General features: G+C 72.7%; 6 protein-coding genes. 2 read left to right on the plus strand and 4 right to left on the minus strand.

Annotated features, from left to right (window positions below; translation table 11 throughout):
- The first annotated feature begins 15 nt into the window (after positions 1 to 15).
- On the plus strand, positions 16 to 1,575 hold the full coding sequence (locus tag ENC19_RS09920) for an MFS transporter (RefSeq protein ID WP_164446901.1): 1,560 nt from the start codon (positions 16 to 18) through the stop codon (positions 1,573 to 1,575).
- A 73-nt stretch (positions 1,576 to 1,648) separates the two neighbouring features.
- Here the strand turns inward: ENC19_RS09920 and ENC19_RS09925 are convergent, their stop codons facing one another.
- The 3 genes from ENC19_RS09925 to ENC19_RS09935 form a co-directional block, all read right to left on the minus strand.
- On the minus strand, positions 1,649 to 5,686 hold the full coding sequence (locus ENC19_RS09925; protein WP_164446902.1) for a non-ribosomal peptide synthetase: 4,038 nt from the start codon (positions 5,684 to 5,686) through the stop codon (positions 1,649 to 1,651).
- Between the two features lie 68 nt (positions 5,687 to 5,754).
- Entirely contained in the window at positions 5,755 to 12,351 is a 6,597-nt protein-coding gene (locus tag ENC19_RS09930; RefSeq protein ID WP_164446903.1) for a non-ribosomal peptide synthetase, read from the minus strand.
- Between the two features lie 50 nt (positions 12,352 to 12,401).
- Complete coding sequence (locus tag ENC19_RS09935; RefSeq protein WP_164446904.1) at positions 12,402 to 13,772, minus strand: aspartate aminotransferase family protein; 1,371 nt, start codon at positions 13,770 to 13,772, stop codon at positions 12,402 to 12,404.
- A gap of 68 nt (positions 13,773 to 13,840) precedes the next feature.
- On the opposite strand from ENC19_RS09935, the gene ENC19_RS09940 reads away from it, so the two are divergent.
- A complete protein-coding gene (locus ENC19_RS09940; RefSeq protein ID WP_164446905.1) occupies positions 13,841 to 14,581 on the plus strand; it encodes an SDR family NAD(P)-dependent oxidoreductase in 741 nt (246 codons plus the stop codon).
- A 92-nt stretch (positions 14,582 to 14,673) separates the two neighbouring features.
- Here ENC19_RS09940 and ENC19_RS09945 read toward each other — a convergent pair whose 3' ends face one another.
- Entirely contained in the window at positions 14,674 to 16,083 is a 1,410-nt protein-coding gene (locus tag ENC19_RS09945) for a class-II fumarase/aspartase family protein (protein WP_164446906.1), read from the minus strand.
- Positions 16,084 to 16,353 lie beyond the last annotated feature (270 nt).

The following is a 16,353-nucleotide window of genomic DNA, read 5'->3' on the forward strand; positions in this document are numbered from 1 at the left end:
GAGCGAGGAGTGTCGATGGCCACTGAGGACGAAGGTCGACCACGGGGCGCCCGGCTGGTGCTGCTCATCCTCCTGGTGGCACAGGTCATGGCGACGATGGACAACTCCATCGTCGCCGTGGCCACCAAGACCATCAAGGATGACCTGCAGACCTCCGGCGCCGTTCTGCAACTGATCCTGTCCGGATACACGCTCATGTTCGCGGTGCTCGTGGTCACCGGCGCGCGACTCGGCGGCGACGTGGGGCACCGGCGGCTGTTCATGGTCGGGCTGACCGGCTTCACCGCCAGCTCGCTGCTCTGCGGGATCGCCCCGACCGCGGGCACGCTGGTCGCCGCCCGCCTGCTGCAGGGGGCGTTCGGGGCCATGATGGTGCCGCAGGTGCTCTCGGTGATCCAGATCGTCTTCACCGGGTCGGCCCGGGCCCGCGCCATCGGGCTCTACTCGATGGTGCTGGCGCTCGGAGTTGCCGCCGGTCAGATCGCCGGCGGCGTGATCGTCAGCGCCGACGTGCTGGGCAGCGGCTGGCGGGCCGCGTTCCTGGTCAACGTGCCGATCGGGCTGGCCCTGCTGGCGGCGGCGCCGCGTTACCTGCCGGGGCACACGCCCAGCTCGCGGTTCCGGCCCGACATCGTCGGCATCCTGCTGCTCGCCGTCTCGATGGGCGCGGTGGTAGCACCGCTGGTCTTCGGGCGGGAACAGGGCTGGCCCGCGTGGGCACTGGCCAGCATCGCCGCCGGCACGGCCGGGCTCGTCCTCTTCGTCCGGTACGAGCTGCGGCTGGGCGCCCGGGGCGGACAACCCGTGCTGGAGATCGACGCGCTGCGACCGCGAGGCGTCAAGTCGGGACTGCTGGCCTGCTGCATCCTCAACTTCGCCTTCGCCGGGGTGCTGTTTCCGCTCACCCTGCACGTGCAGAACGGGCTGGGCTACACACCGTTGCAGGCCGGGTTGATGTTCATCCCGTACCCCGTGGGTTTCGCGGCCGTCAGCCTCACCTGGACGCGGCTGCCGAAACGTTTCCACCGCCCGCTACCGGTCGCCGGCCTGCTGGTGTTCGCCCTGGCCCTGGCCGCACTCGCGGTCGTGGTGGCCGGCGGCTGGCCGATCGCGGTGGTGTCGGCGCTGCTGCTGCTCGCCGGCGCGGGGATGGCGGCCGGTTTCAGCACGCTCGTGGAGCAGACGGCCGCGACCGTGGGCCCCCGCTACGCCGCCGCCCTGTCCGCCCTGGTCTCGACCGGAACGCTGCTGGCCAGCGTGGTGAGCGTGGTCGTCGTCGGCGGCGTCTACCTGGCGACCGCCGAGAACGACCCGAGCCGTTCCGCGCTGGGGTTGAGCCGCAGCCTCTGGGTCGACGCCGGTCTGCTGATGCTGGGATTCCTGCTGGCCTACCGGACCTGGCGGCTGTCCACCCGGGTGTCGGCCGGGACGGCGCCGAACGGCGACGCCGCCGAGCAGGTCGAGGCCGTGGCGGCGCCGGGCAACCCACCTCCCGGTGAGGTCGAGGTCGAGCCGGCCACGGGCCCGGTCGAGGAGTCGTCCGCGCCGACCGGAGCGCGTTCCGCACCGAGGTGACCGGGCTCGCCGCCGGTGACGATGCTCGCCCGGGGCCCGCCCAGCCGATGGTCTGGGCGGGCCCCGGTGCCGGTCAGCCGAGGTCGAGCACCCGTGCCACCTGGCCGTCGATGAGGGCTGCCAGCGCGGGCAGGTGCTGCGGGGACCACATCGAGTAGTGGTCGCCCGGCAGCGTCACCACCTCCATCGCCGGACTCCACCGGCGCCACGCCGCGCGGCTGGCCTCCCGCTCCGCCTGCACCAGCACCGTCCGGCCGGCGTACGGTGCCGGCTGGTAGCCGTAGATGGCCCGCATGTTGGCGCGGAACACCGCGTACCGGTTGGCGACGAAGTCGGCCCGCACGTCCGACGGGATCAATCCGTGCCGGACCAGGAACCCGGTGAGCGCCGCGATCGGGTCGGCCGCGTCGACCACCTCGGCGTCCAGCGGCGGTGCCGGTGCCGCGGAGAGCCCGGCCAGGTCGGCGACGAAGGTCTCCATCACCTGTCGCTCGCTCGGCAGCGGCAACGGGCCGGGCTCATTGGAGTCGATCATCACCACGAGGTCCGGTGCGGCACCCACGGCGGCGAGCTGCCGGGCCATCTCGAAGCAGAGGAAGCCCCCCATCGACCAGCCGGCGAGCAGGTACGGCCCGTGCGGCTGCCGCTCGCGCAGCGCGGCGACGTACCGCCCGGCGAGCATCACCAGGTCGTCGACCGGCTCGATGCCGCCCTCCAGTCCCGGCGCCTCGAAGCCGTCCACCGGCTGCTCCGGATGCAGGGCCCGGCTCAGCGGCAGGTACCAGTACGGCGAGCCGGAAACCGCGTGCGGGCAGTAGAGCCGGGGGCGCGAACCGGTGGCCTTGAGCGTGACGAGTGGCGAGGCGTCCACCACCGGCCCGTGCTCGACGAACCGGGCCACCGCTCGGACGGTCGGGGTGGCGTAGAACTGCTTGAGCGACACCGACGTGCCGATCCGTCCGGCGATGCGGGCCAGCACGTGCGCCGCCTGCAACGAGTGCCCACCGAGGTCGAAGAAGGATGTCTCCGCGCCCACCCGCGCCACCCCCAGCACCTCCGCGAAGATCTCCGCGACCTGGCGCTCGGCACCGGTGGTGGGGGCCGCGCCGGTGTCGTCGGTGTCCGCCGCCTCCGGTGCCGGCAGCGCCCGCCGGTTGACCTTGCCGCTGGTGGTCAACGGCAGGGCGGGCAGTCGGACGAACCGGCCGGGCACCAGGTGGGCGGGCAGCTCCGTGCTCAGGTGCGTGCGCAGGTCCGCGTCGCTGGCCGGCTCGGCGGCGTCCACCACGTACCCGACGAGCCGCTGCACCCCGTTGCCGTCGCGGACCACGGTCGCGGCGGCGCGGGCCACCCCGGAGTGCCGGCTCAGCAGTGCCTCGATCTCGTCGAGTTCGACGCGTAGGCCGCGCAACTTGACCTGGCCGTCCAGCCGGCCGCCGAAGTGCAGCCGGCCCTGCGCGTCCCAGTGACCACGATCGCCGGTGCGGTAGACCCGTCCCTGCGGATCGAACGGATCCGCGGTGAACCGGCGTCCGGTCAGCTCGTCGTCGTTGAGGTAGCCGGTGCTCAGCGCCGCGCCACCGACCAGGATCTCCCCCGGCACCCCGACCGGCACCGGGTTGTCCCAGCGGTCGACCAGGTAGGTGCGGCGGTTCGGCATCGTCGCGCCGATCGGCGGTGGGGTGGCTGCCGACCAGTCCGTGCAGTCGTGGGCGAGGCAGCCCACGGTGGCCTCGGTCGGGCCGTACAGGTTGACGAACCGACGCCGCCCCGGGCGCGCCCACCGGGTCACCAGGTCGGCGGGGCAGACCTCGCCACCGACCAGCACCTCCCGCAACGCGTCGAACCGGTCGGTGTCGTCCTCGACCAGACCGAGCGTGGTCGGGGTCAGGAACAGGTGCGTGATCCGTTCGGCCGCCAGGACCTCGGCGAGACCGCCCGGCGAGAGCAACCGGTCCTTGCCGATCACCACCACCGTGGCACCGGAGGTGAGCGCCGCCAGCACCTCACCCGCCGCCAGGTCGAACACCGGCGCGCAGCCGTGCAACACCCGGTCACCGGGCCCGCAGCGCCACTGGTCGCGCATCCAGTCCAGGTAGGTGACGAAACCCCGGTGCGGCAGCTGGACACCCTTCGGGTCACCCGTCGTGCCCGAGGTGTGCAGCACGTACGCCAGGTCGTCCGGGCCGGTGGACGGCTCCGGGGCGAGACCGGCGGCGGAGTCCAGGTCGCCGGTGTCGAGCAGGAGGGTCCGCCACGGGCCCTCCGGCACCCCGGCGGCGTGCTCGGTGCGGGTGAGCACGAGCCGGGCGGCACAGTTGGTCAGGATCCGGCGCAGCCGGTTCGGCGGGGCGGCGGTGTCCAGCGGCACGTACACCCCACCGGCGTGCCAGATCGCCAGCGGCGTCAGCACCTCGTCGACGCCCCGGTCCAGCAGCGCCGGCACCCGGTCGCCGGGTCGCAGGCCCGCGTCGCGCAGGCCGGCCGCCCGCCGCGCGGCCCGGTCCAGCAGCTCCCGGTAGGTCAGCTCGTGATCGCCGTGCCGGACGGCCACCGCGTCGGGGTTGCGTTCGGCCTGCGCCCGGACCAGCTGGTGGACGGTGGCCGGGGCCACGTCACGTCGTTCGCCCGCGCCGAGGGCCAGGACCCGCTCGCGTTCGGCGGGGTCGAGCATCGGCAACCGCGACAGCGTCGTAGCCGGGTCGGCCAGGCCCGCGTCGAGCAGCCGGGCGACGTGGTCGAGCATGGCGCGTACCCGCCGGGCGTCGAACAGGTCGGTGGAGTACTCGGTGAGCACCGAGTACCGGTCGCCGTGGTCGACGAGGCTGACCATCATGTCGAAGCGGGACCGGTCCAGCCGCAGGTCGACCGGGGTGCTGTCGGTGCCGGGCAGCGTCGGTCCGCCCCAGGTGGAACCGTCCAGCAGCTGCACGGCAACCTGGAACAGCGGGTTGCGGCCCGGGTCGCGGGGTGGGGCGAGTCGCTGCACCACCCGCTCGAACGGGGCGTCCTGGTGCTCCCACGCGCCCAGGCAGGTGTCCCGGGCCCGATCGACCAGGGTGGCGAAAGTGGGGTCGCCCGAGGTGTCCAGACGCAGCACCCCCATGTTGGCGAAGAACCCGACCACACTCTCCAGCTCCGGGCGACTGCGCCCGCTGAAGGTGGTGCCGACGGCCAGGTCGTCGGTGCCGGTGTAGCGGGCGAGCATCGCCGCGAAGGCCGCCACCAGCACCATGAACGGGCTCGCGCCGGTTTCCTTGGCCAACGCCTGCACCCCGGCGTGCAGCTGCGGATCCAGTGGTTGCTCCAGCAGCGCACCCCGGAACGACGCGGTGGTCGGCCGGGGTCGATCGGCCGGCAGTTCCAGGGTGGGCAGGTCGGCCAGCCGCTGCGCCCAGTACCTCAGGTGGTTGTCCAGTTCGGCGGTGGCCAGCTGCTGATGCTGCCAGCGGGCGAAGTCCGGGTACTGGAGGGCGGGCGGGTCCAGCCGCGCTCGCGTGCCGTGCCGGTGCGCGTCGTACGCGGCGGCCAGTTCCCGCAGGATCAGGCCCATCGACCAGCCGTCGACCACGATGTGGTGCGCCGCGACGGCGAGAGCGTGCTCGGTGGGACCGAGCCGGACCAGCCGGGCCCGGAACAGCGGGCCGGTGGCCAGGTCGAACGGGCGGTGCACCTCCTGCTGCTGGAGCAGGGTGAGCGCCGCCGGCCGACGCTGCTGCTCGGGCAGCCGGGACACGTCGTCGACGACCAGGCTGGCCGGCCCCGGCGGCAACACCCGCTGGTACGCCACGCCGTCGACGCTCTCCACGACCGTGCGCAACGCCTCGTGCCGGGCGACCACGCCGTCCAACGCCCGCCGCAGCGCGGCGGGGTCCACCTCGCCGGTCAGGTACGAGGCCTGCACCAGGTTGTACGTCGGCTCGGCCGGCGCGAGCTGGGCGAGGAACCACAACTGTTCCTGGGCCCGCGACAGCGGCACCCGCTCGTCGCCGGCCGGTCGGGCGCCGATCGTCGCCGGTGGCTGCCGGCGCTGTTGCCGCATCCGTTCCAGCAGCAGCCGCCGGCGCTCGTCCAGTCGGGCTACCCTGCCGTCGAAGGTCTCGTCGGACATCTCACTCCTTTCAGGACACCGCCGGCCCCGCCGCGCACGGCGGCGGGGCCCGCGGACGCGACCGGCGATCAGTCCGCCGCCAGCAGCCGTTCCACCTCGTCGTCGCTGAGCTGCTCGATCTCGTCGAGCAGTTGCCACTGCGCCGCCTGCTCGGCGGCCCGTCGGCGTCCGGCCAGCTCGGCCAGGGCCGCGACGGTCGGTGCCGCGTAGAAGTCCCGCACGGTCAGCGGCACACCGAGTGCGTCGTTGAGCCGGCCCACCGCCCGGATCGCCTGCAGCGAGTTGCCGCCGCTGAGGAAGAACTCGTCCTCGCGGCCGGCCCGTTCCAGACCGAGCAGGTCGGCGAAGACCCCGGCGATGAGCCGCTCGTCGTCGGTGCCGGGCGGCACGTACGCCGCCTGCCCGGCACCGGACTCGGGCGCGGGCAACCGCTTGCGGTCCACCTTGCCGGTGCGGGTCAGCGGCAGCTGCGGCAGGCGCAGCACCACGTTGGGCACCATGTACCCGGGCAGCTTCCCGGCGAGCGTCGTCCGCAGGGCCTCCGCGTCGTCGTCAGACAGCTCGCCGACCACGTACCCGACCAGGACCGCCTCGGCGCCCGTGCCGTGCACCGCCGCGGCGGCTCCGGACACGCCGGCCGCCGTGCGCAGGGCATGCTCGACCTCACCCAGCTCGACCCGCAGCCCACGCAGCTTGACCTGCCCGTCGCGGCGGCCGAGGAACTCCAACTGGCCGTCCCGGTTCCACCGGGCCAGGTCACCGGTGCGGTACGCCCGTCCCTCCCCGGCCCGCTCGTCGGCGCCGAACGCCGAGTCGGTCAGCTCGGGTCGGTCGAGATAGCCACGCGCCACCCCGTTGCCGGCGACGACCAGCTCACCGGGCACACCGACCGGCGCCAGGTCGCCGCTGTCGTCGACGACGTACACCCGCCGGTTCGGCATCGGACGACCGATCGGTACCGTCGCCGCGGGTGCGGTGCCGGCCGGGCACTCGTACCAGGTGCAGCCCACCGTGGCCTCGGCCGGGCCGTACAGGTTGAGCACCCGCCGACCGTCGACGTGCCAGGCGGCCACCAGCGACGGCGGCGCCGGTTCGCCGGCCATCATCACCGACCGCAGTTGCGGCAGTTCGGTCGGATCGAGCAGACCCAGCACGGTGGGAGTGGTGAAGATGTGCGTCGCGCCGGTCTCGCGGGCCAGCGCGGTCAACGCGCCCGGGCGGTGCACGTCGTCGTGACCGGCCACCACCACGGTCGCACCGGCGGTGAGGGCACCGAACAGTTCACCGACGGCCAGGTCGAACACCGGCGCGCAGCAGTGCATCATCCGGGACCGTGGCTCGATGCCGAAGTCCGGCACCATCCACTCCAGGTAGCCGGCGACCATGCCGTGCTCGATGAGCACGCCCTTGGGCTCGCCGGTGGAACCGGAGGTGTACAGCACGTACGCCAGCGAAGCGGGGGTCAGCTCGGCCAGCCACGGCTCGTCGGCCGCCTCCGGCAGCTCCGCCGCCGGGTCCACGATGGTCACCCCGGCGACGGTGCCGAGCCGCGCCGGGTCGCCCACCACCACCCGGGCACCGGTGTCACCGACCTGGAAAGCCAGCCGGCTCGGCGGCGCGGCCGGGTCCATCGGAGCGTACGCGGCACCGGCCCGCAGCACGGCCAGCACGCTCACCACCTCCGCGAGGCCGCGCTCCAGCAGCACCGGCACGACGTCCCCGGTGCCCACCCGGCGGCGCGCAGCCGCGCCGAGCCGACGGCTGCGCTCGTCGAGTTCGGCGTAGCTCAGCGTGCCCTCGGCGGCGATGACCGCGGTGGCCTGCGGGGTGCGGGCCACGCTCGCCGCGAACAGCTCCGGCAGGGTCGCCGGCCGGTGGGGTCGTCGCTCCCCCTGGGCCAGCGCCAGCAGTTCGGTTCGCTCGGTGTCGTCGAGCAGTGGCAGGGCCGACAGCGGCGTCTGCGGTGCCGCCACCGCGGCCCGCAGAACCCGCTCCAGGTGGCCGAACATCGCCTCGATCCGGGCGGTGTCGAACAGATCCGTGGCGTACTCGATCCGGAAGGTGATGCCGTCGGTCTCCTCGTACGCGTTGATCGCCATGTCGAAGCGGGAGACGCCGGGATCGACGTCGAGGAACTCGGCGGCCAGCCCGGGGAACCGGAAGTCCACCAGGTCGCCGCTGAGCAGGTCGATGGAGACCTGGAAGACCGGGTTGCGGCTGGCGTCGCGGCGTCGACCGAGCCGCCCGACGACCCGCTCGAACGGCGCGTCCTGGTGGTCCCAGGCGGCCAGCAGGGTGCCCATGGTGCGGCGGACCGCCTCACCGAAGCTCGGGTCGCCGGAGAGGTCGGTACGCAGGGCCAGCATGTTGACGAAGAAACCGACCAGATCCTCCAGCTCCGGACGGCCGCGACCGGCACCGGCGGTGCCGACCACCACGTCGTCGACGCCGGTGTAGCGCATCAGCACCGTCTTGAAGCCGGCGAGCAGCACCGCGTACGTGCTGGCCTGCTCCTGTTGGGCCACCCGGCGCAGGCCCTCCAGCACGTCGGCGGGCATCCGACGCACCAGCAGGGCGCCACGGTTGGTGGCCGTGGCCGGGCGGGGCCGGTCGCTGGGCAGGTCCAGGGTGGGCGCGTCGGCCAGTTGCCGCGCCCAGTACGCCAACTGCGACTCCAGGTCACCGGCGTCGAGCTGCCGGCGCTGCGCCAGCGCGTGGTCGGCGTACTGCAACCGCAGGGCGGGCAGCTGCGGCTGCCGGTCGTGCCGCAACGCGTCGTACAGCTCGGCGAGATCACGCACCAGCAGCCCGGCCGACCAGCCGTCGGCGCAGATGTGGTGCAACACCATGCTGAGCACGTGCTCCTGGCCGTCAAGGCGGATCAGCCGGGCCCGCAACATCAGGTCGCGACCCAGGTCGAACGGTTCGGTGGCGTCGCGTTCCAGCTCGACGCGGAGCGCCTGCTCCCGGTCGTCGGCTGCCGTCGCGTCCAGCTCGTGCACCGGCAGCGGCACCTCACCGACGGGTGACACCAGTTGGTACGGGGTGTCGTCGTCGGTGCCGAACGTGGTGCGCAGCGCCTCGTGGCGGGCCACCACGGCGGTCAGCGCCCGACCGAGCAGGTCGACGTCGAGCGGTCCGGTGAGCCGTACCGGCACCGGGATGTGGTAGGTCGGCTGGCCGGGTGCGAGCTGTTCGAGGAACCAGAGCTGCTCCTGCGTCGGTGACAGCGGCAGCCGTTGTCCCTCGTGCCCGCCGGACACCGGACCGTCCTGCCCGGCGAGGGCCGCCCGCGCGGCCCGGAGCCGCTGTTCCAGGTCGGCGATCTCCTGCTCCAACCGGGCCCGGGTCTGGTCGGCCACCGGTGCCGCGTCGGTCGGGGTCGCCGGGTCGGTGCTCGACGGCGTTCCGGCGAGCAGCTGCGCGATCTCGCTGACCCGCGGCTTGGTGTAGAAGTCCCGCATGGTCGCGCTGGCCCCGCCGAGTTCGGCGATCCGGGACAGCACCCGGGCCGCCATCAGCGAGTTGCCGCCCAGCTCGAAGAAGTTCGCGTCGGCGCCGACCCGCTCGACACCGAGCACCGCGGCGAAGATCTCAGCGACCCGTTCCTCCTCCGGGGTGCGCGGCGCGACCAGCTCCACCTCGGCCGACCCGGTCTCCTCGGGAACCGGAAGCCGGTTGCGGTCCACCTTGCCGACGCTGGTCAGCGGCAGTACGTCCAGGGCCACGAAGACGTGCGGCACCATGTACGGCGGCAGGTCGGCGAGCAGGTGCTCGCGCAGTTCCTCGGTCGGTGGTGCCGCCGCGCCGGCCGGGACCACGTAGCCGACCAGCCGCTTGCTGCCGGGGCTGTCCTCGCGCAGCGCCACCGCCGCCTCGGCGACGCCGGGATGGGCGGTGAGCGTCGACTCGATCTCCTCCAGCTCGATGCGCAGCCCGTTGAGCTTGACCTGGGTGTCGATGCGGCCGAGGAACTGGATCTGCCCGTCCTCGGTCCACACGCCCAGGTCGCCGGTGCGGTACATCCGCTCCCCCGGCCGGTACGGGTTGTCGATGAACTTCTCGGCGGTCAACTCCGGCCGGTTGAGGTAGCCCCGGGCGAGACCCTCACCGCCGGTGATCACCTCACCGGGCACCCCCACCGGTTGCAGGTTGTTCCACCGGTCCAGCACGTAGGCGACCCGGTTGGGCATGGCCCGCCCGATCGGCGGTTGGCCGATCCAGGTGCGGTGCTCGCACTCATAGAAGATGCAGCCGACGGCGGCCTCGGTCGGTCCGTACCCGTTGATGAACCGGCGACCCGGGGTGTTCCAGCGGTTGATGAGATCACCCGTGACCGCCTCACCTCCGGCGATCATGTACTTGAGGTCGGGGTAGCTGCCCGGCGGGATGCGGCCCAGGATGGCCGGCGGTCCGCCGATGTAGGTGATCCTCTCCGAGACTAGCAGCTGCCCGATCACGTCCGGGTCGGTGCGGTGTTCCTCCGGTACGAAGACCATCGTCACGCCACGGGTCAGCGCGGTGAAGATCTCGCCCTCGGCGAAGTCGAAGATGGGCGCCATGTGTTGCAGCAACCGGTCGCCGGGGCCGAAGTCGAAGATGTTGCCGAGCCAGAGCAGGAACGTGTTCAGTGCGTGATGCTCGATCATCACCCCCTTGGGTTTGCCGGTCGAGCCCGAGGTGTAGAGCACGTAGGCCAGCGAGTTCTCGTCGGCCAGTTCGTCGAGCGGCGCCGCACCGGCGGCCGCCGCCGACAACTCGTCCCACTCCGTGTCGACGAGCACCGGCGTGGCGGCGGCACCCTCGGGCAGCCGGTCGGCCAGCGCGCTGCGGGTGACCACCGCCTTGGCCGCGGTGTCTTCGAGGATGAACTCGATGCGGCGTACCGGGTGGCCCGGGTCCATCACCACGAACGCGCCGCCGGCCTTCTGCGCGGCGACCATGCCGACGATCAGGTCGAAGCCCCGTTCCAGCAGCAACGCCACGATGTCGTCCCGGCCCACGCCGAGCGCCCGGAAACGGTGCGCCAGCACCCCGGCGCGGCGATCCAGCTCGCCGTAGGTCAGCTCGGCACCGTGCAGGGTGGCCGCCACCAGGTCGGGTCGTTCGGCGGCCAGCCGCGCGATCTGCACGTGCACCGGTTCGCGGGCGCGCTCCCCCTGCGGTCCCTGCCAGGTGTGCAGCAGCAGCGTCCGCTCCTCCTCGTCGAGCAACGGCAACGCCGACAGCGGGGTGTCGGGAGCGTCGACGGCGGTCCGCAACACCCGTTCCAGGTGCCGCAGCAGCCGCGCCATCCGCGGCTCGTCGAACAGGTCGACCGAGTAGTCGGCGACCAGCCGCAGCTGGTCGGGGCTCTCGGTGCAGGTGATCGACAGGTCGAACGGGTGCCCGCCCGGGTTGGCGTCAAGCGAGGTGACGGTGAGCCCGGGCAGGTTCGGCTCGGTGCTCTGGGTGGCGCTGCCCAGCAGTTGCAGGCCCACCTGGAACAGCGGGTTCCGCGAGGGGTCGCGGACCGGCTGGATCCGCTCGACGACCTTCTCGAACGGCACCTGCTGGTGCTTCCACGCCTCCAGCACCACGCCGCGCACCCGGGTCAGCAGTTCGCCGAAGGTCGGGTCGTCGGCGACCTCGGTCCGCAGCACCACCATGTTGACGAAGTAGCCGATGAGGGGCTCCAGCTCGGCCGGCTCCCGGCCGGTGGTGGTGGTGCCGACGACGATCTCGTCCTGTCCGCTGTAGCGGGCCAGCACCGCCTGGTACGCCGTCATCAGCGTCATGAACAGGGTGGCGTTGTTGCGGGCGGAGAGCTGACGCAGCCGGTGCAGCAGATCCCCGTCGAGGGTGCGGGACACCGCGGCGCTGCGGTACGACATCGTGGCCGGTCTTGGTCGGTCGGTGGGCAGTTCCAGGGTGGGCAACCCGCTCAGCCGCTGCTGCCAGTGGTCGAGCTGGTCGGTGAAGACCTCGTCGCTGAGCTGGTTGCGCTGCCAGGCCGCGTAGTCGCCGTACTGCACGGGCAGCGGTGCCAGCGCCGGTGGGCGGCCGGTGTGGTGGGCCGCGTACAGCTCGGACAGCTCGTTGGTGAGCACCGCCTGCGACCAGCCGTCGGAGGCGATGTGGTGCATGGTGACGGCGAGCAGGTGGTCGGCGTCGTCGAGGCGGACCAGCAGCGAGCGGAACAGCGGCCCCTCCGCCAGGTCGAACGGTCGCCGGATCTCCTCCTGCACCCGCCGCTGCGCCTCCGCCAACCGCACCGCCGGGTCCGCGACGTCGCTGAGGTCGTCCACCACCAGGTGGTGCGGCTGCTCCCCCGGCTTGGCGATGTGCTGGTACGGTTCGCCGTTCTCGGCCCGGATGGTGGTCCGGAGCGCCTCGTGCCGATCGACGATGTCGGCCAGCGCGCGGCGCAGGGCCGTCAGGTCCAACGGCCCCTGCAACCGGAACACCGACGGCACGTTGTACGTGGACTGTCCCGGCACCAACTGGTCGAGGAACCACAGCTGTTCCTGTAGGTAGGACACGGGCGCCCGGTCCGCGTCCCCGACCCGGCGGGGAATCCGGGTGGACGGACGTTGGCGTTCGGTCAACTGCGCACCGACCTGCTTCAGCAACAGGGCGCGCTGCTCGGCGGTCAGAGTGGAGAGGCGTTGGGCGTGCTGGTTCATCTCGCTCCTCGGCACGGACTGCGGTGACGACTGTCGGATCGGTTCGGAGGTCATCGGTAGTGGCTGCCTATGACGGACAACGCCTCGTCGAGGATGTCCAGGCCCTCGCGGATCTCCCGCTCGGTCACGGTGCACGGCGGCACGACGTGGATCCGGTTGGTGTGCACGAACGGCCAGAGCCCGCGCTTACGGCAGGCCGCGGCCAGCTCGTCCATCGGACCGGGCGGACCGCCGGGCGCCCCCAGCGGCGGCAGCATCTCGCGGGTGTCCCGGTCCCGCACCAGCTCCAGCGCCCAGAACACGCCCAGTCCGCGTACCTCACCGATGACCGGGTGGCGTTCGGACAGCTCCCGCAGACCGGGGCCGAGTACCTCGGCACCGAGGTGGGCGGCGTTCTCGACGATCCCTTCCTCGCTCATCGCCGTGATGGCGGCCACCGCGGCGGCGCAGGCCAGCGGGTGGCCGGAGTAGGTCAGGCCGCCGGGGTAGGGCCGGTCGGCGAAGGCGTCGAACACGCGCGGACCCATCAGCACCCCGCCGAGCGGGACGTAGCCGGAGTTCACCCCCTTCGCGAAGGTGATGAGGTCGGGTACGACGTCCCAGTTCTGCACCGCGAACCAGCGTCCGGTCCGGCCGAAGCCCGCCATCACCTCGTCGGCGATCAGCAGGATGCCGTGCCGGTCACACAGCTCGCGTACGCCGGCCAGGTAGCCCTCCGGCGGCACCAGCACACCGTTGGTGCCGACCACCGGTTCCAGGATCACGGCGGCGACGGTGCCCGGCCCTTCCAACGCGATCACCTGCTCGAGGTGGGCCAGCGCCCGCTGGGCCTCCTCCGGTTCGGTGCGCGCGTGGAACGCGCTGCGGTACAGGTAGGGGCCGAAGAAGTGGACCACGCCGGCCGCGCCGGTGTCGATCGGCCAGCGACGCGGGTCGCCGGTCATGTGCAGCGTCAGGTGTGACCCGCCGTGATAGGAGCGGTACGCGGCGAGCACCTTCGGCCGCCCGGTGACCAGGCGGGCCATCCGTACGGCGTGTTCCACCGCGTCGGTGCCACCGTTGGTGAACAGCACCCGGTCGAGGTCGCCCGGTGCCCGTTCGGCGATCAGCCGGGCCGCCCGCGCCCGCTGGTCGTTGCCGAACGCCGGGCTGACCGTGCACAGCCGTTCGGCCTGGCGCTGGATCGCCGCCACCACCTTCGGGTGCTGGTGACCGATGTTGACGTGCACGAACTGGGAGGCGAAGTCGAGGTAGCGGTTGCCGTCGTAGTCCCAGAAGTACGAGCCGAGCGCCCGCGCCACCGGCATCGGCGACAGTTGTCGCTGCGCGGACCAGGAGTAGAACAGGTGGGCCCGGTCCTCGGCCAGGATGCCCTGCGCCGTGTCGGGCAGCGGATCGCTGTGGTGGTCGTGCGCGCTCACGCGGCTGCTCCCGTCGGACTGAAGTGGTGGATACTGCCGGGCATCGATGACCGAGAGGGGTGATGGGCGTGCCGAAGCTGGCCGTGGTTTCCGGAGGTGGCACCGGGATCGGGCGGGCGATCGCCGAGGAACTGGCCGCGGAGCACGAGGTGGTGCTGCTCGGCCGGCGCGCCGAGGTGCTGCGACGCACCGCCGAGGAGTTGTCCGGCGAGCACCGTCTGGTCCGGGCGGTGGTCGCCGACCTGTGCGAACCCGACGAGGTACGCCGGGCCGCCGACGAGATCACCGCCGGGGACCGTACGGTCGACGTGCTGGTCAACAACGCCGGGGGCAACTTCGCGCCGCAGCCCGCCGAGGATCTGTCCACCCTGCGCGAGCAGTACCTGCGCAACCTCGGTGGCAACGTGTTGCCGGTGGTGCTGCTGACCCAGGCGCTGCTGCCCGCCCTGCGACGTCCGGGTGGGCGGATCGTCACGGTGACCTCCATCGCGGCCTTCCGCGGCAACGCCTCCTACGGGGCCGCCAAGGCGGCGCTGCACCCGTGGTCCACGGAACTGGCCGCGCGGCTGGCCGGCGCGGGCATCACGGTGAACGTCGTCGCGCCCGGCTACGTGGGCGGCACCGAGTTCTACCGGGACCGGATGACACCGGAGTTCCACCGGCAGCGTTCGGCGCAGGCGCCGGTCGGTCGCGGCGGCACGGTGGCCGATGTCGCCGGCCTCGTCGGCTACCTCGCCGGTGCCACGGCGGGTTTCGTCACCGGCCAGATCATCCAGATCAACGGTGGCGCGCTGATGGGCCGGGGCTGACCCGGGACCGGCCGACGGCCGCCGGACGGGCCCCCGGTGGGGTCCGCCGCCGGCTCGCCGGCGCGTCGGCCGGTCCTGTCGTCGTGCACCGGTCACCCGCGGCCTGCCAGCCACTTGCGCGCCTCCGCCACGGCACGATGGGTCAGGTCGGTCGACGCACCGAGATAGCGGGCCGGATCGAAGATCACCTCAACTTCGTGGTCGGGCAGCAGGCGGCGTAGCTCGGCGCAGCCGTCCAGGGACTCCCGCAGCGAGCCACCGGCGTCGTGGGCCTGCTGGCTGAGCTCGTAGACGCGCTCGTGGGCGGTCTGTTTGCCCACATGCGCGCCGAGGGCGAGCATCAGCCGCTCGGAGGCGAGCTGGTCGGCGACGACCCGGGTGTTCTCCCGCAGCCGGTCGACGTTGACGGTGAGGCCGCTGACCAGCTCCCGGGTGATCTCACAGGCGGCCAGGGTGTAGTGGGACACGTCCGGCACGCACGCCCACTCCACCCGCAGCGCCCGCGAGTCCCGCTCGTGGTCACCGATCATCCCGCCGTACGCGATGCCCGCCTGGGCGGCGGCGAGCTTCGCCATCACCACCACCTGCTCGCACCGCTCCGGGTTGCGCTTGTGCGGCATGGTGCTCGACCCGACCTTGCCGTACCGCCACGGCTCGGTGACCTCGCCGAACTCGGGCCGGCCGATGGTGCGGATCTCGTCGGCCACCCGGCCCAGGGTGCCGGCCACCATGGCCAGGGTGGTGACGAACTCCACCACCCGGTCGCGGGCCACGTGCCAGCCGATCGTCGGTACGCCCAGACCGAGCCGCGCGGCGAACCGCTCCAGCAACCCGATGCCCTCGGTGCCGAAGCCGGCCATGGTCCCGGCACCGCCGAACAGCTGGGCCACCACCACCCGGGACCGGACGGTCGCCAGTCGCTCGGTGTGCCGCAGGATCTCGTCGATCCAGCTGGCGGCCTTGAGGCCGAAACTCATCGGCAGTGCCGCGCGGGCGTGGGTGCGTCCCACCGCCACCGTCTCGGCGTGTTCCTCGGCCAGCTCCACCAGGCAGCCGAGAATCTCCGTCAGCTCCCGGTCGATCTCGTCGAGGGTGTCGCGGATCTCCAGCGACTGCCCCGTGTCCTGGATGTCCTGGGTGGTGGCGCCGAAGTGGATGAACTCCCCGGTGCCGTCCGGGCAGGCCGCCTGGAACACCCGCAGCAGGCCGACGAGCGAGTGCCCGGAGCGTTCGATCTCCTGCTGCACCGCGTCCAGGTCGATGCGGTCCAGCCGGGCCGCCGACACGATGCCCTCGACCGCCCTGGCGGGGATCATGCCCAGCTCACCCTGCGCCTGGGCCAGCGCCGCCTCGATGTCGAGCCAGCGCTGCTTGCGACAGACGTCGCAGTAGATCCGCCGGCTGGCGGCGGTCGCGTAGCGGTTGCCGTAGAAGCGGGAGTCGGTGATGTGGCCCCGCTCGTGGCGGCAGGTCTCGACCGAATGGGCGTGGGTGACGGACATCGGTGCCTCCGTGGTTCAGCGACGAACGGGTCGGCTGGTCGCGGTCAGTGGTCGGGTGAGGAAGGGGCTGGTGCCGTACGGCGGCTGGTCGGGGGTCACGCGGGCGGCGGCGGCCGTGTCGTACGCCACCTGGCGCAGCGGCAGGCCCCGGCGGCGGGCCTCGTCGGTGAGATGGTCGACGAGCTGACGCATCAGCTCCGTCACGCCGTCGAGCACCCCGCGCGGGCTCGGACAGCGGGTGGGCCCGAACAGCGCCTCCATCGAGGCTGA

It is taken from the genome of Verrucosispora sioxanthis (assembly GCF_010560025.1).
Lineage (GTDB): Bacteria > Actinomycetota > Actinomycetes > Mycobacteriales > Micromonosporaceae > Micromonospora > Micromonospora palythoicola.

What these genes read in the sequence shown, in the direction of transcription:
- ENC19_RS09945 (WP_164446906.1), bottom strand. Translation starts at nt 16,083, where the DNA reads ATGTCCGTCACCCACGCCCATTCGGTCGAGACCTGCCGCCACGAGCGG.
- ENC19_RS09930 (WP_164446903.1), bottom strand. Translation starts at nt 12,351, where the DNA reads ATGAACCAGCACGCCCAACGCCTCTCCACTCTGACCGCCGAGCAGCGC.
- ENC19_RS09925 (WP_164446902.1), bottom strand. Translation starts at nt 5,686, where the DNA reads ATGTCCGACGAGACCTTCGACGGCAGGGTAGCCCGACTGGACGAGCGC.
- ENC19_RS09920 (WP_164446901.1), top strand. Translation starts at nt 16, where the DNA reads ATGGCCACTGAGGACGAAGGTCGACCACGGGGCGCCCGGCTGGTGCTG.